The organism is Hutsoniella sourekii ATCC 700629 (genome assembly GCF_000518205.1).
Lineage (GTDB): Bacteria > Bacillota > Bacilli > Lactobacillales > Aerococcaceae > Hutsoniella > Hutsoniella sourekii.
The window spans coordinates 11,987-35,828 of record NZ_JADD01000015.1; the positions used below are offsets into that span (position 1 = coordinate 11,987).

Sequence of the window (23,842 nt, forward strand, 5' to 3'; positions counted from 1 at the left end):
GCGTGTGATGGGCGGTTCCAATCACCCTTGAAAATAATTTAGAGTGTGATAGGCCCGCCCCATCACCCTTGAAAATAATTTGGAATGTGATAGGCTCGTCCCATCACCCATGAAATAATTTTGGAGTGTGATAGGCCCGCCCCATCACCCTTGAAAATAATTTGGAGTGTGATGGGCTCCTCCCATCGCCCATGAAATAACTTTGGAGTGTGATAGCCAGTCTCCATCGCCCATGAAAATAATTTGGAGTGTGATGGCCAGTCTCCATCACCCTTGAAAAATATTTGGTGTGTGATGGGCATTCCCAATCACCCCTTGAAAATAATTTTACGTGTGATAGGCTCCTCCCATCGCCCATGAAAATAATTTTGGGTGTGATAGGAGAGTTCCATCGCCCATGAAATAAAATTGGAGTGTGATGGGCGGCTCTAATCACCCTTGAAAATAATTTGGAGTGTGATAGGCTCGCCCCATCACCCATGAAATAAATTTGGTGTGTGATGGGGTAGCCCCATCACCCTTGAAATAAATTTGGAGTGTGATAGTCAGGCTCCATCACTCTTGAAATAACTTTGGGATGCGATAGACTCACCCCATCACCCCTGAAATCCATTTTGAGTGTGATAGCCATCCCCCCCTCCAGGGTCTAAAAGCTCAAAACATCATAATGAAACCGATTCCAAACTCGCCTCAAATAAGCTACAATAGAAGAAAGGAGGGCGCGGCCATGAATGATAAGTATTATGCCTTGTTGAAGGAGAAGTTTCCGACCAAGGAGAGTGTTTTAACGGAGATTATTAATTTGGAGGCAATTATGCAGTTGCCTAAGGGGACGGAGCATTTTGTCAGTGACTTGCATGGGGAATTCCTGCCTTTTAATCACGTCTTGCGGAATGGGTCGGGTTCCATCAAGCAGAAGGTGATGGACTGCTTTGAGGGCAGATTGGATGAGATCGATGTAGAGGATCTGTGCGTCTTGATCTATTATCCAACAGATAAGTTGCGGTTGGAAGCGCGTGACCAGAAGCCGGAGGACTTAGAAGCTTGGTATCGCCAGCGCATTCAGTGGTTATTGGAAGTGACTAATTTTGCTGGGACCAAGTATACTCGCTCTAAGGTCCGCAAGAGTTTGCCTCAGCAGTACATGTATATAATAGAAGAACTCTTATCGGAGATTAATCCGACGGTCAATAAGCAGGGTTATTTTCAATCGATTATGGACAAAATTATTGAATACAAACAGGCACCCACCTTGATTCGCTACTTGGCCATCACCATTCAAAAGTTGACTGTTGACCACCTGCATGTAGTGGGGGATATTTATGATCGGGGGCCGGCTCCGGACTTGATTATGGACCGGCTGATGGCGGTGGATTCGGTGGATATTCAATGGGGCAATCATGATATTACTTGGATGGCTTGCTTGGCGGGGTCTAAGGTATCCATGATGAATGTAATCCGGATCTCGGCTCGCTATGCTAACTTGGATACGATTGAGGATGCTTATGGCATCAATATCCGCCCTCTGATTCAGTATGCGCTCAAGTATTATGAGCCGCTAGAGACTTTCCAGCCTCGTTATGATGCCAGCTGTCAGATGTCCCAGCACGAGATTGATATTCTTAACCGAGTGCAACAAGCAACGATGATTCTCCAACTCAAGCTAGAAGGTCAGATCTACCAGCGGCGGCCGGAATTTCGGATGAAGGACCGCGATCTATTAAGTCAGGTTAACTATCAGGACTGGACCATCGAACTCGCTGGCAAGGTTCACCCCTTGGTTGACTTCCAGGCGCCGACTGTGGATCCGGCTGATCCTCTGGCCTTAACCGAGGAAGAAGTGGACCTCTTGGACAAGTTGATGCGAGCCTTTCAAGCCAGTGAGAAGCTGACTCGCCATGTCAACTTTCTCTTGGATAATGGGGCCATGTACTTGGTCTACAACAACAACCTCTTGATCCACGGCTGTATTCCTATGCATGACAATGGGGATTTCAAGTCCTTGCGGATAAATATGGTCTCCTATGCAGGCAAAGACTTGTTAGACTTTTACCAGGATCATATCTTCAAGAGCTTCCAAGACCGAGGTCAGGGCGAGGACTTCTCGACAGACCTCTTGTGGTACTTGTGGTGCGGCGAGACTTCATCCTTGTACGGTAAGGCCGGGATGAAGACCTTTGAACGCTATTATATCGAGGATCTCGCCACCCACCAAGAACCCAAAAACGCCTACTATCACTTACGCAACAATGAGAGCAATTGCTTGGATATTCTCAACGAATTTGGCCTGGATGAAACGGCCCATATCATCAATGGCCATACGCCCGTTAAGGCCAAGGACGGCGAGAGCCCGGTCAAGGCTGGTGGCCGCTTGATTGTTATTGATGGTGGCTTTTCTAAGGCTTATCAATCAACCACTGGAATCGCCGGTTATACCTTGGTCTCCAATAGTCACGGCATGCAGTTGGTGGCCCACCATGATTTCTCGAGCCAGGAAGATGCCGTCGCCAACAAGAAAGACGTGGTCTCCTTGCGCCGTCTGGTGGACCGGGTTGACAACCGGACCTTGGTCAAAGAAACCACTATCGGTGACCGTCTGGCCAAGGAGATTGAAGACTTAAACTTCTTATATATGAATTATGAGAAATATTAATCTAGCGCCCAGCTCTGCCTGGCCTTGAAGAAGAGCGCCAGCAAAGCCAGCTAGCCGAAGCGGACCTAGTCAAGGTCGAAGCCGACTTGAAGGCAGCCCTACTGGGAGCGATTGCTAGGAGAGAGCAAGAAGACCAGGCAAAATAACTCATAAATGACCATGAAAATTTCAGATCCCCTCACTGGTAGAAGGCTGACTAGAATTCTCAAGACAAAATAAACCTCCCGGTCTCAAACCGGGAGGTTTTTACGCATCTACTTAATGTTCATTCGGGTCGTTTTCTGCGTCTTGGTGAGTTTCGTGGATGGTTCCTGGGACATGGTCAGGGCCAGCGTAGATGGTGTAAAGCTTCAAGGGTTCGTCGCCCTTGTTGGTGACATTGTGCCACTTGTCAGCTGGTACAAAGATAGCATCGTCGCCTCTTACTTCTTGTTCAAAGCTGAGATCATCTTCAGCGTCTCCCATCTGGCAGAGGCCGACACCGGATTCAATCCGTAGGAATTGGTCAATGCCGTGGTGGACTTCCAAGCCGATATCATCGCCCGGTTGGATGGACATCACGGTTACTTGTAACTTATCGCCCGTCCAGATGGTCGTGCGGTAGTTGTCGTTGTCTAGCGTATAGTCTTCAATATTTACTACATAAGGTTCCTTGCCATGATCTTTATAGTCAAAAGCCATTGAAATCGCTCCTTCTATTATTTGATATATTAATTATAATGGTTCTAAAAAACACAGGCAAGTTATATGCTCAAAATAAGAATACCTCTAAAGAACCTATCCTATTGGCTATGAAAATAATTTTATCATGCAATAGGCAGCTCCAATTAGGTGTGAAAAATCTTTTCGTATGCAATAGCCCGCTCCAATTAGGTGTGAAAAAATCTTTCGCATATAATAGGACGCTCCAATTAGGTGTGAAAAATCTTTTCGTATGCAATAGGCCGCTCCAATTAGGTGTGAAAAAATCTTTCGCATATAATAGGACGCTCCAATTGGCTGTGAAAAACCTTTCGCATGTAATAGCCCGCTCCAATTAAGTGTGAAAATAATTTTCGTATCCGATAGACTGCTCCTATTAGGTGTGAAACTCCTTTCGTATCCCAAGAGCCCCGCCTAGTAGGCATTCAGATCAGATTAAATGTTTGCTTTTTCGCCTGAATTACTTTATAATTATTATAAATAAAGAATCGATATAAAGAAGGTGAACCATATGTTTAAATTTTTACTACAAAGACGTCAGGGTCGCTTCTTGCTGCTAGGGGTTATTACCTTGGTGATTGCCTTTATGCTGCAGTGGAACGGGAGTCCTTACGCCAATTATTTCTTTTACCTAGCCATGTTTTTCCTTGGATATTATGCGACCAAAAATGCGATTCTGGAGACCATCCAGAACCACCAGCTCAATGTGGACCTCTTGATGGTTCTAGCGGCCGTGGGAGCTTGTCTGATCGATTATGCTTCTGAAGGAGCGATCTTGCTCTTGATTTTCGCTGGGGCGGAGTTGCTGGAAGATTATGCGTCCGGTCGGTCCAGTCGGGCCATTGAAGAGTTGATGGCTCAAGTGCCTGAGACAGCCGACTTAATCCTGGCCAACGGGGAGACCCAAGAGGTGGCCGTTGAAGACTTGAAACCAGGGGACCAAGTCTTGGTAGCCAAGGGGGCACAAGTTCCTATCGACGGTTATACTGACCGCTTGGCTGTGATCAACGAGGCGGCTCTTACAGGTGAATCGGTGCCGGTTAACAAAGAAGCGGGGCAAGAAGTCTTTGCCGGGACCATCAACCAGGGTAATGCCATTCAAGTTAAGGTTTCCAAGGCCAGTTCGGAGACTATTTTCTCCAACATTATCCGCATGGTTGAACAAGCCCAAGGGCGTCCGTCTCGCATTTCCCGCTTTATTGACCGAATTGAGAACCGTTATGTCATGGCGGTCTTGGTCGTTGTTCCGATCTTCATCGCTATCTTGTATTACGGTCAAGGCTTGGACTTCCAAGAAGCCTTCTACCGAGGCATGGTCTTCCTAACCGTAGCCAGTCCCTGTGCCTTAGTGGCTTCTTCCACGCCATCCACCTTGTCAGCTATTTCCAACGGTGCCCGTAATGGGGTTCTCTTTAAGGGCGGGGCGGCCATGGAGGCCTTATCTACCATGGATGTCCTCTACTCAGATAAGACCGGAACCTTAACTGAAGGCGTCTTCGAAGTGGTCCACTATCAAGCCGACCAACGGATCATCGAAGAAGTGGTCTATATGGAACAACAATCCAGCCACCCGATTGCCGAAGCTATCGTTGATCACTTCAAGGGCATCAGTCTAGCTGATATTGACACCAGCCAAGAAGTCCAAGAAATTGCCGGATCCGGCCTGCAAAAAGGAGCCATCCGTCTCGGTAAACCGGCTGACTTTGAAACAGGCTACCAAGACCCACAAGGCTTCTTAAATCAATTGGAAGCCGGTCTCACCACGGTAGTAGTGGCTGAAGGCGACACGCTTGTTGGCTTTTTCCAATTGGCGGACCAAATCAGAACCCAAGCCAAAGCAGCGGTGCAAGACTTTATAGCTGATCAAGTGGACGTCGTCTTAATCACCGGCGACCACCCAAGTGTGGCTGCCAAGGTCGCTTCGCAAGTGGGAATCGACCACTACCAAGCCAGTATGAAGCCAGCCGATAAGATCCAAGTGGTCCAAGAAGGGCAAGGTCAGGGCCACGTGGTAGGAATGATCGGGGACGGGATCAACGATGCGCCTGCCCTAGCGCAAGCCGATATTGGGATTGCCATGGGTAGTGGTTCATCGGTAGCCATGGAATCAGCAGACCTCGTCATCGTCCAAAACGATCTATCTAAGCTGTTCCATAGTTTTGAATTAAGTAAGCATTTGAACACCATCATCAAGCAAAATGTGATCTTCGCAGTGGGCGTGATCATTGCCTTGATAATTATGAACCTCTTTGGCCTTCTACCCCTACCACTTGCCGTGGTTTGCCATGAAGGCTCAACCATCTTAGTCATCTTGAATGGTTTGCGTCTCTTGGCCTACGGGGACCGCTAATCAACTTTTACCTCCTTTCAGTGGAAAGGGGGCTTTTTTGTGGGGAGAATTTTTCGCTAGAAGAAATTATAGCGATCGCTCTTTGCATCCTAGGCGAACATTGGTAAAATAAATAGGACTTAAAGGAGGGATTTATTTGGAAATAATTCAAGATTTTATTGCAGCGGTGGGAGCTTTATTTAATGGTATCCCCCAGGCCTTAATGGCCTTGTCCTTGGGATTTGCCATGGCGCCCACTGCTTTTGGTTTTGTTGTCACGTCAGGGGTCAACTGGCTGACCGGGTCCGTGGCGCCAATCTCTTTTCAGGCGGAATCGGTCTCAATGCTGGGTCGCTTAGGGGATAACCGGTTGGAACGAGTTTCAGTGATGTTCTGGGGATCGATAATTATGCTGGCCATCGCCTTAACTGGGACGGTCAACTTGATTGTCGACTTGCTGGGTCAACAGGTCTTGGCCGGGATGATGGCCGGTGTAGGGATCATGTTGGCTAATATCGCGATTTCCATGGTCAAAGGCGATCCACGTAACGGAGCGCTCTCCATGGTCATCGCTGGCCTGGTCTACTTGTTGACCCATGACCTGGTCTGGACGGTCAGCCTGTCGGTCATCGCGGTCAGTCTGATCGCGCGCTTCTACTTCAAGGAAGAAGGGGCACCAGCCCAAGAAGAATCCAAGCATCTGCAGGTGCATAAACCCCTCCTATCAGGCAAAATCATCCGTGGCGCCTTGAGCCTAGCAGCCTTGAACTTGGCTTCTAATATTTCTTACGGCTTGGTAACCGGCCAACTCACCGGCCAAGCTGTCAACCCCACCAACTTGAAGGCACTAACCCTGGCCCAAGCCGCTTCGGACTTTGGCGCGAGCTTGATGGGAGGTGCGCCCTTGTCAGCTATTATCTCCACCACCGGAAGTGCCCCACACCCAATGCGGTCTGGCGTGATCATGATGATCTTGATGGCCTTGATCTTAGTCAGCGGCTTGCTACCTAAGATCGGCCGCTTTGTCCCAAGCTCTGCCATCGCCGGCTTCCTCTTTGTCCTAGGCGTGGTCATCGTCTTCCCATCCAATGCCATGCTGGCCCTACAAGGACCCGAAGCCCTGATCGCCGCCATCACCATCGCCATCACCGCCTGCAGCGACCCCTTCACCGGTCTGCTATCCGGCGCCGCCCTCAAATACCTACTCCCACTCATCGGACTCAGCTTATAAAAAAATAGCCACCAGGTTGAACCTGGTGGTTTTTGCGTCTTGGGATCAGTGCTATTAGATGTGAAAAGAATTTGGCGTATAAAAGGTGTGCTCAATTAGGTGCGAAAACAATTTGGCATATAAAAGGTGTGCTCAATTAGGTATAAAAATAATTTGGTGTATAAAAGGGTAACTCTTTTAGGTATGAAAATAATTTGGTGTATAAAAGAGTCGCTCAATTAGGTGCGAAAAGCATTTGGCATATAAAAGTCACCCTCAATTAGCTACGAAAAAATTTGGCGTATAAAAGAGATGCTCAATTAGGTGCGAAAAGCATTTGGCATATAAAAGTCACCCTCAATTAGCTACGAAAAAATTTGGCGTATAAAAGAGATGCTCAATTAGGCGCGAAAAAAATTTGGCGTATAAAAGAGATGCTCGATTAGGTGCGAAAAGCATTTGGCATATAAAAGAGCCGCTAAATTAGGTGCGAAAAAATTTGGCGTATAAAAGGTGTGCTCAATTAGCTACGAAAACTATTTGGCATATAAAAGTCGCGCTCAATTAGGTGCGAAAAGAATTTGGCGTATAAAAGTCTTTATCATTTAGGTACGAAAAAAATTTGGCATATAAAAGAGCCGCTCAATTAGCTACGAAAAAAATTTGGCATATAATAGTCTCCCTCCATTAACTACCAAATCCATTTCGTATATAATAGCCAGCCACCACCCCCCTCCATCCCTATCAAAGCAAGCAAAAAACCAGGCCTCACCACTCGATGGGACCTGGTTTTTGCTTATTCTTCAGATTCATTGAGGATCTTGAGTAGGATGCCGGAGACGAACTTGCGTGACTTGTCATCGCTGAAGCTTCGAGCCAAGATGGTTGCTTCGTCGACGGCGACAGTCTTAGGGACGGTCTCGTCGTCAAGGTAGAGCATCTCGTAGATGGCGAGGCGAAGGATGGATAAGTCGATGCGTTGTAGGCGTTCGATGGACCAGTTGGTCAAGTGCTTGCTGATGATCGTGTCGATCTCTTCTAAGTGAGCCACTACGCCTTCAACTAGCTGGTAGAGGTATAAGTCTTCAACATCTTCGTAACCTTCATCTGGGTCCTTGCCCACTTCCAGGGCGTAGCGGATAGCTAGGTCTGGGGTCAAGTAATCTGGGGCATTAATCAATTGAAACAGGGCTTGCAGGGCCACGATACGGGCTTGGCGACGGGTAGTTAAGCTCTGGCTCACTGGTTGTCACCTTCAAGGCTTGCTTCCGGTTCAATGGATTCGACATGGACGTTGACTTGGTTGATCACCAAATCGGTCATGAATAAGATTTGTTCCTTGACGGCATCTTGAACGGCTAGGGCCACTTCGGGTACAGAATAGCCATACTTGACTCGGATATGGATATCCACCGATAGGATACCATTCTCGCGAGAGACAGTAGTAGCTAGCGAACCTTGGTTGCGGCCTAGGAAGTTGGTGGCTTGACTGGAAACGCCAGCTACTTCACTGGCAGCCTTGGAGGCAATGGTTTCAAGGACTCCGGTTGTAATATTGATTTCGCCAAGATTAGTCTTGTTGTTCGGTTGGTAAGGGACTTCTTGCTTGTTCGGCATAATCATGCTCCTTTCCTGGGTGTGTTTATAATCTCTTCTATTGTAGCGAACTTTAATGTCTTTTACTAGATAATTATTAAATTTTTAGGGCTACGGTTCAAAATCTCGACTCCTTCTTGAGTCACCAAGAGATCATCTTCAATCCGGACGCCTCCTAGACCGTCAATATAAATACCTGGTTCGTCCGTAATCACCATACCCACTTCTAACGGTTCCTGGTTACGCTGGGCGATGGCCGGTTCTTCGTGAATATCCAAGCCAACCCCGTGACCGGTTGAATGGCCAAAGTTATCGCCGTAACCATAAGATTTAATAATGTCGCGGGCTAGGTCATCGACTTCACGCCCCGTCATCCCAGCCTTGGTGCCATCAATAACCGCTTGATGGGCCTCCAGTACAATCTGATAGATAGATTCTAGTTTAGGGTCCACTGAACCCAAGGCCACAGTCCGAGTCATATCAGAAGCATAGCCCTTGTAGTAGCAACCAAAGTCCATGGTAATCATATCGCCAGCTTCAATGCGCTTATCAGAAGCCACACCGTGGGGCATAGCTGACCGGTAACCGGAAGCGATAATTGTGTCAAAGGACATACCAGAAGCGCCCTTGGACTTACAGAAGCGTTCTAATTCATTGGCTACCTCTAGCTCACTGACACCAGGTTTGATAAAGGTCAGGATATGGCTAAAGGCTTGGTCAGTAATCTCGCAGGCTTGCTTGATGATGGCAATCTCTTCAGCGTCCTTGATCTGGCGGACCGATTCTATCAGACCGGCAGTTGCCACCAAGGAACAATCCAAGTCTTCATCCAAGCGAATATAAGCTGAGACTACCATTTGGTCGGCTTCATAGCCTAAGTTTTGGATTTGGTGCTTGGCTACCAGGTCTGCTAGAACTTGGTTTTGGTTACCGGAATGGATAATTACCTCAAAGCCTTGGGCCTGTTGGCTGGCTTGCTCCTTGTAGCGGAAGTCGGTGATGAAGTATTGGTAGTCCGGCCCAATTAAGGCCACACCGGCTGTTCCAGTGAAGTTGGCTAAGTAATACAAGTTCTTGAGTTCTGTGACAAGAAGCGCATCTATCCCTTCCCCGGCAAAGTGGCTTCTAACTTTGGTTAATCTTGACATGTTTTCCCTTCTTTCTAAGGCTATTATAGCAAACTCTGAGACGGGGCCAAATACTTTCATAATTTCTCCAGTAAAAAAATGTAAAAAGCAAAAAAATGTGTATTTATATAATGAGGACCTAAAAGGAGGCATAGGAGACAAAATGGAAGTCATAGCCAAACAATTAATTCAATCTGGCGTCGACCAAGGAGCCAGTGATATCCACTTGATCCCGCATCCAGATTCCTATCAAGTCTTCTGGCGGACGGGTGGTCGTCTGATCTTTGGGCACGTATTGGAGGTGGACCAGGCCAAGAAGTTGATTGCCTATTTCAAGTATCAAGCAGATATGGATGTCGGCGAACGGCGGAGGCCCCAATCGGGTTCCTGTTCTTATCAGCTGGACCAGGAAGAAGTGGAGCTGCGCTTTTCGACGATTACTAATTATCAACTCCTGGAATCCTTGGTGATCCGGATACTCCGGCAGGCGGTAGGCCAGGAAGAAGCCTTACAAGTCATCTTTCCCCAGACGGTTCAGGCCTTGGCTAGCTTGGTCCGTAGGCGGTCGGGCTTGGTCTTGTTCTCAGGACCTGTGGGTTCGGGGAAGACGACCTTGATCTACCACCTCTTGAGGCAGCGGATCCAAGGCGAGCCCCTCCAGGTGATTACGATGGAAGATCCGGTTGAGATCAGTGAAGCAGCTTTTCTACAAACCGAGGTCAATGACCGGGCGGGGATCACTTATGACCTCTTGATTAAGTCCAGCTTGCGCCACCACCCAGATATTCTAATGATTGGTGAGATTCGAGATGAAGAGACGGCCCGCATGGTGGTCCGGGGCGCTCTGACCGGGCACTTGATGATTGCGACTATCCATGCCAAGAATGCCCGAGGTGTCTTAGCCCGGCTCCAGGAACTGGGAGTCAGCCAGGAGCAACTCAAGCAGACCTTGATCGGGATCATCTCCCAGCGCCTGCTTCCCATTCAAGGGGCGCCTGGCCAGCGGGGACTGATCCTAGAGACCCTGGCTGGCCCCGGATTAGCAACCACATTGAAAGGAGGTGATCCCGTTTCTTCAGACTTTCAGACGCTAAATGATTATTTAAGAAAGGCGTGGGCTTATGGCTTTATCAGCAAGGAAGACTATCAACTTTACGAGATTCTTTAAGAGCCGGTCTAACAGTCAGATTCCAAGTAAAATTCGTCCCTACTTCTTGATGACGCTGGCTGAACTGCTTGAGCAAGGTTTTTCCTTGCAGCAAAGCTTGGCCTTTATGCAGTTGATCCTACCCAAGCAGGCCAGTCTGATCCAAGACATCCAAGACCAAGTGGCCCAAGGACAAGGCTTGGAGACAGTGCTGAGGCATTATGGCTACAGTATTGGCAGTATTTCCAACTTGTTCTATGCCAAGAGACAAGGGCGGTTCAATGCAGCCTTGATGGAGACGGGCCAGCACCTGGCAGAGATTCGCTCTTACCAGGCCAAATTTATCAAGGTCTTGATCTACCCAGTCTTGATGTCTTTATTCCTACTGGGGCTCTTATTTGGGATGCGGGTCTTTCTCTTACCTCATATAACAAGTTTCATTAGTCCACAAGTCTATCAAAGCCAGTGGATGGTTCGACTCCTGCTCGGTTTTTTCACCTTTTTGCCTCATTTAGCGGTCTTAGGTCTAACAATTCTTGTCTTCTTATTTATCGGTGTAGAGTATTACTTGATGCGGCTGTCGCCTTTGGAACGGATCTTAAAGCTGGTCCGTTGGCGGGGCTTAGGAAGATGGGTGCGGCAGTATTGTTCCTATAAGTTTGCCCGGGAGATTGGCTACTTCTTCCAAGGGGGCTTTTCCATGCAGCAGGCCTTAGAGGTCTTGGTGACCTATCCTATTGACCCCTTGATGTCTGATATTGCCAAGGCGCTCCACCAGGGTTATCTGGCTGGTGGTCATCTGCCGGACTTGATCGAGGAACTCGGGATCTTTACCCGGGAACTGCCACTCATTATCCACCAAGGAGAACTCCTGGCCCAGACAGCCTCCAAGTGTCATTTATATAGTCAAAAAATTTTTGAGGATTTACTTGCCGACATTGAACGGGTGATACAGTGGGTCCAGCCCGTTCTCTTTGTCGGTATTGCGATCTTAATTATGGCCTTATATTTATTGATAATGTTACCTATGTTTACAATGGAAGGATTGTGATTAATTGAATTATCTACTCGAAATAATTAAGCGAAAAGGCTTGAATCGGCGCGGGTTTACGCTTTTAGAAATGCTTATTGTCTTGTTAATAGTTGCACTATTGATGGCCATCATTATCCCCAACGTCTCCGGGCAAAGAGACCGGATCAACACCCAGGCTAAGACTAATATTGCTGAGATCATTGAAACTCAAGCCAACACCTACAAGATGGTTGAAGCGGACCAGGCGCCAACCTTGAATACCCTGCATGATCAAGGCTATATCACTAGCAAGCAAAGAGACCAAGCCCATGACCTCCTAGGTCTCGACCTAGTAACGCCAATTCCAGATCCGATTCTTGTTGATTAAGCTTTCTTCCAGGGGCTTTACCTTGATCGAGTCGCTCTTGGTCCTGGCCTTAATTAGCCTGGCCTTGGTTTTCTTCAGCTGGCGGCCTTGGCCAGGCTTGGAAGCGTCCTTGGACCAGCGTCTCTTCTTTGACCAGTTACAAAGTCAGCTTCAATTGGCCCAAGAAGAGGCTATTCTGCAAGAGACGGCGGTCACAGTTGGCTTCTGGCCACAAGCGCAAGAGATTCGCATCCAAAGCCAAAAGCAAGGACAAGGCCTGCAAAGGCTGGCTGTTCCAGATAGCTTACAGCTGGTGACTAGCCACCAATTGGTCTACCGAGCCACGGGGCGGGCAAGTGGGGCCCTGACGGTCTATTTTCAAGATTTAATTCAAGACCGACCGTTGCGGTTGAAGATTCAATTGGCCAATGGTCAGTTTGATATTACTTATTAGGAGGGACTCTCATGAACAAAAAGGGCTTTAGTCTAGTGGAATCGCTCTTGGGGCTCTTTGTCTTCTCATTCATCGTCTCCTTCTACCTGCCGGCCTTCTACCAGCAGATGCACCGGCTTAGTCAAATTAAGTTAGCCACCGACCAATGGCGGCTCTTCCAGCAGTTGACCAGTCTAGGGGCTGAGGGGCCAGCGAGTGAGATTGGGGCTTTGATGCGGCAGTCTTTTGAAGACCGGACCGGTCAAGAGGTGGTTTATTACGACTATCAAGCGGGTGGGGCAGTGATTGCCTTCTCGGATGGGCAAGTCTTGGAGGTGGTCCTAAGTGAAGTTGAATAAGCGAGGCTTCACCTTGATGGAGCTTTTGATCGCCTTACTGGTCTTGGCCTTGGTGATGCAGAGTCTCTTGATGTGCCTGAGGTCTTACCAGCTGATTGACCAGTCCCACCGCCAGGACCAGTCCCACCAATGGCAGCTCTTCTTGAACTTGATGGAAAAGGAGTTGACTTATTTTGAGGACTTCAACTGGCGTGGCGGGGTCCTATGGGCTTCAAGGCGGGAAGGTAACCGACTGCAACAAGTGCGCTTTTTTGTCCGGAATGGCCGGATTGATCGGGCGCCGGGAACGGTCATCTATCTCTATGATGTTCGTTCTTGGTGGGGCCAACGGGTGGGAGACTTCTTATATATCGAGGTCGAGATGACCAATGGGCAAGTCTTTGACGGCTGGTTGCCCTTGAAGGAGGGATCCTCATGACGCTTAACCGGTCAGGTCTAGTGATGCCGGTAGTCCTAATCTTCTTCTTGATCAGTCAGTTGATCTATTGGAGCTTCTTGAAGCTCAATCAATATTACACCTACCGGCAGATTCACTTTCAAGACTATTACCAGGCCCGGATTCAAGTCGACTTAGCTCAAGCCTACCTGGAACCAAACTACCCGGACCAAGCCCATGATTACTATCAACTTCAAATGGCGCAAGTAGGACAAAACTTGATGGACCGGCAATTTCCAGCCAAGCACTTTGACTGTCTTCTGGCTTTGGAGGACTTGTGGGTATACCGTGAACGGGAAGGGGTCCGAGTCTTTCTGATCCTACAAGAGCGCCAGCTGGATGGTCAAGCAGTCGATCAAACGGCCAGTCGGGACTTGTTGGACCAATGTCTGGCTGATTATTTAGTTGCTGGTTACCAGGAGACTGACCACAGCTTCCGGCTACCCGCTTACCGACAGCGACCGCAAGCATTCCTGCCTAGTCCCAGTCGTTTTCACTTCCAAGGCGGGCAAGTTTGGATTCAGGGCCGGGGCAGTCAGTGGGTGTGGCGGTCACAGTTAGAGTCAGGCTTTGATACCCAGCAAGTTTTTCGACCGATTGATTGGGGATTTGAACTCACTTACCAGCTCATCAGCCTGGAGCCTATTGATTTGACCGACTAGCTGGTGGCTTTAATTCTATACTTGACTTGTAAATTATGGTAAACTAGGGGTAACTGACTGCAAGAACACGTTAGCGGCCAATAATTTGGCGCTTTTACTCGCTGAATGTTACTAGGCGTAATGATAATTTATAAAGGAAGTGAAAGAATGATTTTCAAGGTTTTATACCAAGAATCTAAAGAAGAAGCCCCACGTCGGGAGACAACTAAGACGATGTTTGTTGAAGCAGATTCACTCAGACAAGTTCGTCAAGACTTAGACACCCATACAGACTACAGTGTCGAATTTATTCAAGAATTAACAGGAGATTTCCTAGAATACGAACAAGAGAATAATCCTGATTATAAGGTTGTGACCTTCTAAAATGTCTGTTAATTTGAAGAACAACGAAGTCGGCATTTTTGCCCTGGGAGGATTAGAAGAGATTGGAAAGAATATGTATGGTGTTCAGTTCCAAGACGAAATTATCCTCATGGACTGCGGCGTGCTCTTCCCGGAAGATGAACTGCTAGGAATTGACTACGTGATTAACGACTTCTCCTATGTATTAGAAAACCGGTCCAAGGTCAAGGCCTTGGTAATCAGTCACGGTCACGAAGACCATATTGGAGGCATTCCCTTCTTCTTGCAGCAGATGAATGTCCCCATTTATGCCGATCCATTAGCCAGCGCCTTGATCCGCAACAAGTTAAAAGAACGTGGCTTGTTACGCGACGCGCAGATTACTGAATATAATGAAGATACCGTGATCAAGTTCCGCAAGATGAGCGTTAGCTTCTACCGGACGACTCACAGTATCCCTGAAGCTTATGGAATTGTGGTTAACACTCCGCCCGGTAATATTGTCTTTACGGGAGACTATAAGTTCGACTTTACCCCAGTGGGTGAACCCGCTAACTTGCACCGCATGGCCAAGCTTGGCGATGAGGGTGTCTTGGTGATGATGGGGGATTCGACCAATTCGGAAGTCCCTAACTTTACCATGTCTGAACGGGTGGTTGGTGAATCGATTAATGACATCATCCAAAGCGTGGATGGCCGGGTTATTTTTGCGACCTTTGCCTCTAACGTTTCCCGCTTGCAGCAAGTGGTGGAAACGGCTATCAAGACGGACCGCAAGATAGCAGTCTTTGGCCGCTCAATGGAAAATGCCATCGAAACCGGTCGAGAGCTGGGTTATATTGACGACCATGGTCAAGATGTCTTTATCAACAACCGGGAACTCAACCGCTATCCAGCCGGCGAGATGATTATCCTCTGTACTGGTTCTCAGGGAGAGCCGATGGCGGCCTTGAGCCGGATTGCTAATGGGACTCACCGGCAAATTGCTATCCAACCTGAAGATACTGTTATCTTCTCTAGTTCACCGATTCCAGGTAACACCTCCAGTGTCAACCGTGTGATCAACCAGTTGACCGATACCGGCGCTCGGGTGGTCCATGGTCGCTTGAATAACATCCACACCTCCGGACACGGTAGTCAACAAGAGCAGCTCCTCATGATGCGTCTGTTGAAGCCGAAGTTCTTCGTCCCTGTCCACGGTGAATACCGCATGCTTCGCATCCAAGCCAAGATGGCCCAAGAGACCGGCATCCCTGAAGACCACACCTTCGTCATGCAAAATGGCGACATGTTAGCGGTCACCAAAGACTATGCCCGTCTGGCTGGTCACTTCAAGGCTGGCGACGTTTATGTGGACGGAAGTGGGATTGGCGACGTGGGTAACGTGGTTCTCCGCGACCGCAAGATCTTATCAGAAGATGGACTTGTGATCGTTACGGCTACCATTGACTATGAGAACAAGCAACTGGTCTCTGGACCTGATATCATGTCCCGTGGCTTCATCTATATGCGTGAATCCGGTGACTTGATCAACGACATGCAAGCCGCCCTGAAGGCTGCCATCAACCGTGGCCTCAATGAATCCGGCAACAATGTCAACGAACGTCTGATTCGCGATGTGGTCTTTGACACCATCAAACCTTTCTTGTACGAACGGACCGAACGCAAGCCAATGATCTTGCCCGTCCTATTAGATATCAACAAGGGTGTCCGCGACCGCAAAAGCAAATAAGGCTGATAGCTCCCTTAGGGGAGCTTTTTTGTTTGGGGAAAGAGGTTTATCAGCTTGACGAGCGTCTTCTATTGGGTGTGAAATAAATTTTGCGTGTGATGGCGGGGTTCAATTGGGTGTGAAATAAAATTGGTGTGTGATAGGGGAGTTCAATTAGCTGTGAAATAAAATTGGTGTGTGATAGAGTATTTTAATTGCCTATGAAATAAATTTGGCGTGCGATAGGGGAGTTCAATTATCCACGAAATAAATTTGGCGTGTGATGGCGGATTTCAATTCCCCATGAAATAAAATTCGAGTGTGATAGAGGACTCCTATTACCCACGAAATAAATTTGGTATGTGATAGGGAGATTCAATTCCCCATGAAATAAATTTTGGGTGTGATAGAGGATTCCAATCACCCATGAAATAAATTTGGCGTGCGATAGGGGAGTTCAATTATCCACGAAATAAATTTGGTGTGTGATGGAGGATTCCAATCACCCATGAAATAAATTTAGCGTGTGATAGAGGATTCCAATCACTCATGAAATAAAATTCGAGTGTGATGGAGAAGTCCTATTACCCATGAAATAAATTTGGTGTGTGATAGGGGAGTTCAATTACCCATGAAATAAATTTGGTGTGTGATGGAGGCCTCCTATTACCCACGAAATAATTTTCACATCCAATAGGGCGCCTCAATCACCCACGAAATAAATTTCACATCCAATAGGATCAACCCCCCCTCCCAATACACATACAAAAACCACCATAAAAGCGCTTTAACGATCGTTATTCCGGCAAAGCTATGCTACAATCAAGTTATTAGCCAGTGAGGAGATGAACAAATGCTCAAGAAAATACGAGTTGAAGAGGCGGTTGGAAAGCGTCTGCTTCACGATATTACAGCGATCAAGCCAGATGGCTTCAAGGGACGGGAGTTCAAACGGGGGCACTTGATTCAAGAAGCGGACATTCCAAGGCTCAAGGATATCGGTAAGGACCATGTCTTTGTAGGCGAACTAGAGCCTGGTCAAGTGCATGAAGAGGATGCGGCCAAGGCCTTGGCCGAATGGGTTACAGGCCCCAATATCGAAGCCGGACCACCTTCAGAAGGAAAAATTGCTCTTAAAAGTCAGGTGGATGGTCTTTTTGTCTTGGACAGAGAAAGTCTAGACGCCATTAATTCAGTCGGGGATTATACCCTGGCCACCCGGTGGAACCTAAGTCCCGTCCAAGCTGGTGACACGCTAGTCGGGCTACGGATTGTGCCTCTCTTAACCGAGCAAGACCAGGTGGACCGGGCGGTGGCGATTGCCCAAGCGGGTCAGCCGGTCTTTCAAGTGGTCTCTTATCAGACTCTGAAGATTGGGGTCATTATTACCGGCAGCGAGGTCTACCATGGCCGGATTCAGGACCGCTTTGAGCCGGTGCTGCGTGATAAATTTAGTGATTTTCCAACGGAGATTCTTGGCTTCACCAAGTGTCCGGACGATTTGGACCATATCAGCCAAGCGCTCGAGGCCTATCTCAGCCAAGACGCTGACCTGGTCATTCTGACTGGAGGCATGAGTGTGGATCCGGATGATTTGACGCCGACGGCGATTCGCCAGTCGGGCGCCCAGGTGATCAGCCAAGGCGTTCCAGTGCAACCGGGTAATATGCTGATGCTGGCCCAGCTGGGATCCAGTTACTTGCTGGGACTGCCGGGTGCTTCTATCCATGCACCGGTGACCAGTTTCGATACACTCTTGCCCCGTTTCTACGCCAAGTACCCAATCACCAAGGCCGACCTGATCGCTCTAGGCGAAGGTGGCCTCTATTAGAAAGGACTTAACCAATGAAAAAACTAGCCAAAACCCTATTAGCCTTATCTCTCGCTCTGGCTCCGTCGCTTTTAATAGCTCCGGGCCAAAGCCAAGCTCAAGAAGAGCAAGAATTAATTATTTTTGCAGCGGCTTCCATGACAGAGACTCTTGAAGAAATTCAACCGCTATTCGAAGAAGCAAACCCGGGCGTCAAGTTGACCTTCAACTTCGACTCTTCCGGCACCTTGCAAGATCAGATTGAAGCGGGGGCTCCGAGCGATGTCTTCATCTCTGCTGCGCAAAAGCAAATGAATGAACTAGAAGAAGCGGACTTGATCCAAGCCGACAGCCGGGTAGACCTATTAGAAAACAAGGTCGTCCTTGCTGTGGCAGAAGGTAACCCAGCTGGCATTGACAGCTTTGACGACCTAACTAGCGACAAGGTCCAAACTCTCGCTCTCGGCAACGAAGACGTTCCGGTGGGCCAATATTCACAGGAACTTTTGACTAACTTAGGGATCTTTGAAGTGATTCAAGAAAAAGTCACCTATGGTTCCAACGTCAAGGAAGTAACCACTTGGGTGGATGAAGGCGTGGCTGAATGTGGCATCATTTATCAAACAGATGCCAAGGCTGCAGGTTTAGAAGTAGTAGACCAGGCGGGCAATGACCTAATCCAAACGCCGGTTATCTACCCAGCCGCTGCAGTTAAGTCTAGCCAAAATCCAGACTTGGCCCAAGCCTTTATCGACTTCCTACAAGAAGACCCAGCCTTGGAAATCTTTGAAGCAGCTGGCTTTACAGGCGTCAAGTAATGACTGACTTGTTTCCCTTGTGGAACTCCTTGCGTATCTCTTTGATTTCAACGGCCTTGGTGATCATCCTGGGTGTCCTCTTGGCCTATTGGGTGGTCGGATTGCCAGCCAAGGTCAAGGCCCTCGTGGATGTTGTCTTCACCTTGCCCTTGGTCTTACCGCCAACGGTGATTGGTTTCTTTCTACTCAAGCTACTTGGCCCCAAGACAGCGATTGGTGAATTCTTTCAGGCCCAGTGGTCGTTGAACCTAGTCATGCAGTGGTGGTCGGCTATCTTTGCGACCATGGTAGTGACCTTTCCCTTGATCTACCGGTCTAGCCGGGCCTCCTTTGAAGCCTTTGACTGGGAGCTGGAAGCGGCTGCTCAGACCCTAGGCAAGTCACAGACTTGGATTTTCTTGCGGATTATTCTGCCTAACTGCCGGTCGGGGATCATTGCGGGCGCCATCCTAACCTTTGCCCGGGCTTTGGGGGAGTATGGGGCAACCTCCATGATCAGTGGCTATATTCCGGGCAAAACGGCTACCATCTCCACGACCGTCTACCATCTCTGGCGAACGGGCAAGGATAGCCAGGCCTATGCCTGGGTGGGGGTTAATCTGGCCTTGTCCTTCCTGGTATTGGTCCTAATGAATCAAATAGAAAGTCGAGCCCAAGCCAATGCTAAAAGTTAGAATCGAGAAAAACTATCCCAGCTTCCAACTGGACCTTCAACTAGAAAGTCAGTCCAAGCGCCTGGTCCTCCTGGGATCTTCAGGATCCGGCAAGTCCTTGACCCTCAAGATGCTAGCCGGCATTATCAATCCGGACCAGGGCATGATTCAAGTAGACGACCGGGTCTTCTATGACTCAAAGAAACGGATTCAAGTCAAGCCCCAAGAGCGACGGGTAGGCTACTTGTTCCAAGATTATGCCTTATTTCCTAACTTCACCGTCCGAGAAAACATCCAAGTCGGCCTAGGCAAAGGTCCAGCCAGCTTATTGGACCAACAAGTTCAAGCCCTGAAGCTAGAGGAAGTCTTGGACCAGTATCCCAGCCAACTCAGTGGCGGGCAAAAGCAACGGGTGGCTCTGGCCCGAGTCCTAGTTAACCAGCCCGACCTCTTGCTCTTGGACGAACCCTTCTCGGCCTTGGATCCCCACTTGCGGTATGCCGTCGAGACAGACTTGACCCATTATTTAAGGTCCCTGTCTCTGCCCTATATTGTAGTGACCCATGATGCCGGTCAGGCTTATCGTTTGGGTGAGGAGATTTGCCTCTTGGAAGAGGGTCAGTTAGTAGAGCACCAGTCAAAGTCAGACTTTTTCCAGCGGCCCAAGACTCGGGCGGGTGCGCGGATTCTGGGAGTTCACAATATTCTACCAGCCCGTGATTGGGTTCAAATCTTGAATCTGGACCCGGCTCTCTTGGCTGAATGGCCTTGGCTCGGCGTTCCCAATCATGGCATCCAAGTCAGTCAGCCGTCAGACCCCCAAGCTTTAATGGGGCGGATTCAAGTGCTAGAAGACAATTATCAGACAGTGGACTTGACCGTGGTTCCTGCCCAAGAAGTCGCCTTGCACTTGAGTTTGCCTCCTGATATAGGTAGACAAGTAGCGGTCGGTCAAGAGCTAGCCTTTCGCTTGACCGACTACTACTTGCTTAAAGATTAAAAGACAAAATCCATGCAACCTAGCCTTTAGAGATAGGCTTAGGTCTGCATGGATTTTTGCTGATTAATAAGAATTAAACAAAGTGGAAAAAGTAAGTGGCCGGTTTACCTGACCCGTCTGGTAAGTCTTCAACTTCTTCACCACTTAGTTTAGATTCGAGCACTAATTCTTCCGCTTCACCTTGAAGGACCATATCAAATTCATAAATGATTTGATCGTCTTCTTCAACTCTTCGTGCGATTAAACTTTGGTGTTCTGCTTGAGTTAATCGTTGACTGAAATTGTCCTCATGTTCTTCATCTTCGAAGTAGACCCGAGTATAGAGTGGATAGCCGACACCACTGGCATGAACGAATAAGAGGACATGTGGTGCTTGTGAGAATTCAGGGTGATCGGTTTCATGGATTTTACCTGGTTTGAAGGTCTTGAACTGATAGGCACCGCGCTCATCCGTCACGTCACGGCCAAAGCCAACAAAGTCAGGGTCAAAGCCTTCCCGATCTTGATAGGCAGGGTGGTTGAAAACCCCTTGAGAGTTAGCTTGCCAAATTTCAACCATTACGTTGAATAGTGGGGCGCCCTGGCTATCAAAAAGATGGCCTCTAATCGTGATCTCTTGGCCACTGCCACCGTGAGATGTGAGGTTATTGTCTTTGAGTTCGACCTTGTCACCGGAGAGAAGTCCTAGAGTCAAGTAAGGGCCGACAGTTTCTTGAGGTGTACGAGTGAAATCTGCACCTTTTTTGTTTAATTGAACCATTTGGGCCTCCTATTTCTGCTCTAGCTGAGCGATATCTTCGTCTGTCAACTTATGGTTATTTGGAAGGGTCGGAGAGGCACTACTTCCGCGCAATACCATATCAAATTGGTAACCAAGCGCCCAGTCAGGAACGGTGAAGTCATGATTATAAGTACAAATCACACGCTTCCGGTCCTCTTCACTTAAGTCAAGGAAGAGACCTTCATCATAGTCTAAGAGAGGATCCCCTTCAAAGTAAAGTTGCGTTACCAAGCGGTCAGCCAGAGCGGGACCCATTACCGAGAAGTGGATATGGGCTGGACGCCATTGGTTGATCTCAGGCTTCCATGCATAATTACCAGGCTTGATCGTCGTAAATTCATAGCGTCCCTCTTCATCGGTATGGGTCCAACCACTGCCAATAAAGTTTGGATCTAAGGGGGCGTCCCATGAATCAAGTTTATGAATATAGCGTCCAGCAGCATTTGCCTGCCAAATTTCAATAAAGGCATGGGGAACCGGTTCACCATTCTCATCATAGACGGTTCCTTTGACAATGATTCGTTGGCCAATCGCTTCTTCACCGGTACCTGCATTGGTCGTCAAGTCATCATTCTTGCCAAACTTCTTGGCTAAGGCTGGACCTGGACCAGGTTCAAACAGGGGGAAGAGACTCTTGAACTCCGTCTCGTTCATCTGCGTACCATACTCTTTAATGTGCTCCCACGGCTCATAACGGGCAATTTTCTTGTCAGTCATCTAGTCGTGCTCCTTTTTTTAGATTAAAAGTTCAAATTCGAACCTTTCTTTAAGGATAAAGTAATTAACCCGCCAGTGCAAAGAATAACTCTTGTAATCAGAAAAAAATTTACCAGTCATTATCCAAATACTGATGGCTGAGGAAACAGCTACGATCAGGCTTATGATAAAAAATATTAAAATATTGTCGCAATAAATAAATAGTCTGCCAGCATCAGAAACCTTTGGTGATTCTAACTAAATGAAATTTTTGAACGCAAAGATTGGACAAAAGCGCATAAGTAAACGTATTCAGTTGGTCAAGCTTGATTAAAATCCCCTCAAGAATGGGATTCTGTGCTATAATTCTCTTAGTTAATATTAATTTTCTATGAAGAAAGAAGGATGTAAATTGTATAAGTTCATGAAGAAATTTCCAGGCGGGCTCCTCTTGGTTCCCATGCTGGTAGCTGCGGTTGTTAATACCCTTGCGCCTAATTTCTTTGCTAATCTCGGTGGCGTTAGTGAGGCCCTTTTTACCACTAAGGGGATCAACTATGTCGTTGGGGCGACTTGTTTTTGTTCAGGAGCAACCTTGAATGTTAGAAGCTTAGGTAATATCTTGAAGAAGCAAGGAACCATGATCTTAGTCAAGACCTTGATCTGTGTGGTGGCTGGTTTCCTCTACATTAAGTTCTTTGGCCAATCAGGTATTCTAGGCATTAGTGCTATTGCCTTTGTTACGGTCTTGTGTTCAAGTAACCCATCGCTTTACTTGGCCCTTGAACAAGACTATGGAACACCAGAAGACGTCAGTGCCTTCGGCTTGATGGGCTTGATCTGTGTGCCAGCTTACCCCATGCTTGTCTTCTCTGTGGCCCAATCTTCGCCAATTGATTGGACACCCATCATTTCAACTTTGATTCCGATTATCTTCGGGATGGTTGTGGGTAACTTGGACAAGGATATGGCCGAATTCTTCAAGCCAGGTGTGGTGGTCTTAACGCCATTCATGGGCTGGGCCTTCGGTGTGGGTATCAACTTGATTGAAGCCGTTCAAGCTGGTTTCCAAGGAATTGTCATCACAGCCATGTTCTACATCTTCTTACTACCTGCACTCTATCTATTCGAGCGTCGGGTCTTGAAGATGGACGGGATTACGTCGATTGCGATGACTTCCGTTGCCGGTATGTCAGTATCTGTTCCGTCCTTGGTAGCAGCAACCAACAGCGCTGTTGAACCTTATGTATCATCGGCTGTAGCGCAAATTGCCTTTGCCGTTGTTCTAACCAGTATCATTACCCCAATCTTAGAAAAACGTCTTGACTTAAGTAATCACCCTGAACACGCCGCTTAATCAAGACTTTGATACCTAAAGATAAGTTAAAATAAATTGATATAAAGCTTCAAAAATCAATCATTCCCTCAGCTGTAGTGGACCGCCTCCAGAGCGCATGGCTGGATTTCTAAGTCACTAAAATGACAAGAGATCCAGCCATGCGCTCTTCCGGCGCTTTGCGTACTGGGGCTCTAAGTTGCTAAAGCAACAAGAGCCCCAGCATTAATTGACTACTTAGAGCTTCTTTTCGCTTTAGCGTTTAGAAGCTCTTGTGCGTTAGTTGCTCTCCCTAAACGCCATGGGCGTAAGGGAGATCTATGCGTCAATTGTCCTAAAACTACTGCTGAGGGAATGTTTGATTTTCTTCGCAATTATAGCATTTTTACTAAGCATAAAGGTAACAAATCTAGACGATTTGATTAGATTAATAAAAAACTAATTTAACTAATAGCTTTTATTGGAAAATACTGGGAGCTTTTCTTATTAGCTTAGCCCTTGAAGGAGAATCTAGATTTTATTTTCACACTTGAATATTTACCGAGCTCAAGCTTTTACTTCTTGGCTCTGACTCTTGTCTTTTTTGTAGATTTCGGGGCGGGTGTGCTTATTTTTGCTTGAATCTATGATAAACTAGAAGGTGCATTTGAGTGTGTGAGTTG

The 23,842-nt window shown here is 47.7% G+C and carries 24 protein-coding genes; 17 read left to right on the forward strand and 7 right to left on the reverse strand.

Translation table 11 applies throughout. The annotated features are described in order from the left end of the window. Positions 1-727 precede the first annotated feature (727 nt). Complete coding sequence (locus T408_RS0104275; RefSeq protein WP_028118855.1) at positions 728-2,653, forward strand: fructose-bisphosphatase class III; 1,926 nt, start codon at positions 728-730, stop codon at positions 2,651-2,653. Between the two features lie 258 nt (positions 2,654-2,911). On the opposite strand, the gene T408_RS0104280 is transcribed toward T408_RS0104275, so the two are convergent. Further along, positions 2,912-3,334, reverse strand: coding sequence for a cupin domain-containing protein (locus tag T408_RS0104280; RefSeq protein ID WP_028118856.1), 423 nt, complete (start codon positions 3,332-3,334; stop codon positions 2,912-2,914). A gap of 532 nt (positions 3,335-3,866) precedes the next feature. On the opposite strand from T408_RS0104280, the gene T408_RS0104290 reads away from it, so the two are divergent. Continuing rightward, on the forward strand, positions 3,867-5,705 hold the full coding sequence (locus T408_RS0104290) for a heavy metal translocating P-type ATPase (protein ID WP_028118858.1): 1,839 nt from the start codon (positions 3,867-3,869) through the stop codon (positions 5,703-5,705). Between the two features lie 403 nt (positions 5,706-6,108). On the opposite strand, the gene T408_RS12345 is transcribed toward T408_RS0104290, so the two are convergent. Beyond that, entirely contained in the window at positions 6,109-6,396 is a 288-nt protein-coding gene (locus tag T408_RS12345; protein WP_328285592.1) for a hypothetical protein, read from the reverse strand. Here T408_RS12345 and T408_RS12350 point away from each other — a divergent pair. Then, the gene (locus tag T408_RS12350) at positions 6,391-6,915 is read left to right on the forward strand and encodes a hypothetical protein (RefSeq protein WP_328285593.1); all 525 of its coding nucleotides are present in this window, start codon (positions 6,391-6,393) and stop codon (positions 6,913-6,915) included. The genes T408_RS12345 and T408_RS12350 overlap by 6 nt on opposite strands. Positions 6,916-7,690: 775 nt before the next feature. Here T408_RS12350 and nusB read toward each other — a convergent pair. From nusB to T408_RS0104310, 3 genes are all read right to left on the reverse strand, one after another. Further along, the gene (nusB, locus tag T408_RS0104300; RefSeq protein WP_028118860.1) at positions 7,691-8,137 is read right to left on the reverse strand and encodes a transcription antitermination factor NusB; all 447 of its coding nucleotides are present in this window, start codon (positions 8,135-8,137) and stop codon (positions 7,691-7,693) included. After that, positions 8,134-8,511 (reverse strand): Asp23/Gls24 family envelope stress response protein, encoded by a 378-nt coding sequence (locus T408_RS0104305; RefSeq protein WP_028118861.1) that lies wholly within the window; start codon positions 8,509-8,511, stop codon positions 8,134-8,136. The genes nusB and T408_RS0104305 overlap by 4 nt, the downstream gene beginning before the upstream one ends. 65 nt (positions 8,512-8,576) lie before the next feature. Next, positions 8,577-9,638, reverse strand: coding sequence for a M24 family metallopeptidase (locus T408_RS0104310; RefSeq protein WP_028118862.1), 1,062 nt, complete (start codon positions 9,636-9,638; stop codon positions 8,577-8,579). Between the two features lie 142 nt (positions 9,639-9,780). Here T408_RS0104310 and comGA point away from each other — a divergent pair, with 142 nt between their 5' ends. From comGA to T408_RS10835, 13 genes are all read left to right on the forward strand, one after another. Next, positions 9,781-10,785 (forward strand): competence type IV pilus ATPase ComGA, encoded by a 1,005-nt coding sequence (gene comGA / locus T408_RS0104315; protein WP_028118863.1) that lies wholly within the window; start codon positions 9,781-9,783, stop codon positions 10,783-10,785. After that, on the forward strand, positions 10,739-11,815 hold the full coding sequence (gene comGB, locus T408_RS0104320) for a competence type IV pilus assembly protein ComGB (RefSeq protein ID WP_028118864.1): 1,077 nt from the start codon (positions 10,739-10,741) through the stop codon (positions 11,813-11,815). The genes comGA and comGB overlap by 47 nt, the downstream gene beginning before the upstream one ends. Before the next feature lie 4 nt (positions 11,816-11,819). Then, entirely contained in the window at positions 11,820-12,164 is a 345-nt protein-coding gene (gene comGC / locus T408_RS0104325) for a competence type IV pilus major pilin ComGC (protein ID WP_035420079.1), read from the forward strand. After that, positions 12,157-12,597, forward strand: a complete 441-nt coding sequence (comGD, locus tag T408_RS0104330) for a competence type IV pilus minor pilin ComGD (protein WP_268870434.1) — start codon at positions 12,157-12,159, stop codon at positions 12,595-12,597. Before comGC ends, comGD begins: the two co-directional genes overlap by 8 nt. A gap of 11 nt (positions 12,598-12,608) precedes the next feature. Then, the gene (locus T408_RS0104335) at positions 12,609-12,935 is read left to right on the forward strand and encodes a type II secretion system protein (RefSeq protein WP_028118867.1); all 327 of its coding nucleotides are present in this window, start codon (positions 12,609-12,611) and stop codon (positions 12,933-12,935) included. Continuing rightward, on the forward strand, positions 12,922-13,353 hold the full coding sequence (locus T408_RS0104340) for a competence type IV pilus minor pilin ComGF (protein WP_028118868.1): 432 nt from the start codon (positions 12,922-12,924) through the stop codon (positions 13,351-13,353). Before T408_RS0104335 ends, T408_RS0104340 begins: the two co-directional genes overlap by 14 nt. Next, entirely contained in the window at positions 13,350-14,033 is a 684-nt protein-coding gene (locus tag T408_RS0104345) for a hypothetical protein (protein ID WP_028118869.1), read from the forward strand. The genes T408_RS0104340 and T408_RS0104345 overlap by 4 nt, the downstream gene beginning before the upstream one ends. 147 nt (positions 14,034-14,180) lie before the next feature. Next, the gene (locus tag T408_RS0104350) at positions 14,181-14,396 is read left to right on the forward strand and encodes a DNA-directed RNA polymerase subunit epsilon (RefSeq protein ID WP_028118870.1); all 216 of its coding nucleotides are present in this window, start codon (positions 14,181-14,183) and stop codon (positions 14,394-14,396) included. Between the two features lies 1 nt (position 14,397). Next, a complete protein-coding gene (rnjA, locus tag T408_RS0104355) occupies positions 14,398-16,107 on the forward strand; it encodes a ribonuclease J1 (RefSeq protein WP_028118871.1) in 1,710 nt (569 codons plus the stop codon). Between the two features lie 832 nt (positions 16,108-16,939). After that, positions 16,940-17,917 (forward strand): molybdopterin-binding protein, encoded by a 978-nt coding sequence (locus tag T408_RS0104360; protein WP_028118872.1) that lies wholly within the window; start codon positions 16,940-16,942, stop codon positions 17,915-17,917. 14 nt (positions 17,918-17,931) lie between these two features. After that, on the forward strand, positions 17,932-18,714 hold the full coding sequence (gene modA, locus T408_RS0104365; protein ID WP_028118873.1) for a molybdate ABC transporter substrate-binding protein: 783 nt from the start codon (positions 17,932-17,934) through the stop codon (positions 18,712-18,714). Beyond that, complete coding sequence (gene modB / locus T408_RS0104370; protein WP_028118874.1) at positions 18,714-19,388, forward strand: molybdate ABC transporter permease subunit; 675 nt, start codon at positions 18,714-18,716, stop codon at positions 19,386-19,388. The genes modA and modB overlap by 1 nt, the downstream gene beginning before the upstream one ends. Then, positions 19,375-20,367, forward strand: coding sequence for a sulfate/molybdate ABC transporter ATP-binding protein (locus T408_RS10835; protein ID WP_051444783.1), 993 nt, complete (start codon positions 19,375-19,377; stop codon positions 20,365-20,367). The genes modB and T408_RS10835 overlap by 14 nt, the downstream gene beginning before the upstream one ends. A gap of 73 nt (positions 20,368-20,440) precedes the next feature. Here the strand turns inward: T408_RS10835 and pcaG are convergent, their stop codons facing one another. Next, positions 20,441-21,127 carry a protocatechuate 3,4-dioxygenase subunit alpha gene (pcaG, locus tag T408_RS10840; protein ID WP_051444784.1) on the reverse strand — a complete coding sequence of 229 codons (687 nt, stop codon included), beginning with the start codon at positions 21,125-21,127 and terminating at the stop codon, positions 20,441-20,443. 9 nt (positions 21,128-21,136) lie between these two features. Continuing rightward, the gene (locus tag T408_RS10845) at positions 21,137-21,865 is read right to left on the reverse strand and encodes a dioxygenase family protein (protein WP_157060758.1); all 729 of its coding nucleotides are present in this window, start codon (positions 21,863-21,865) and stop codon (positions 21,137-21,139) included. A gap of 391 nt (positions 21,866-22,256) precedes the next feature. Between T408_RS10845 and T408_RS0104390 the strand changes: the two genes are divergently transcribed. Continuing rightward, entirely contained in the window at positions 22,257-23,201 is a 945-nt protein-coding gene (locus tag T408_RS0104390) for a 2-keto-3-deoxygluconate permease (RefSeq protein ID WP_028118875.1), read from the forward strand. The last annotated feature ends 641 nt before the right edge of the window (positions 23,202-23,842 follow it).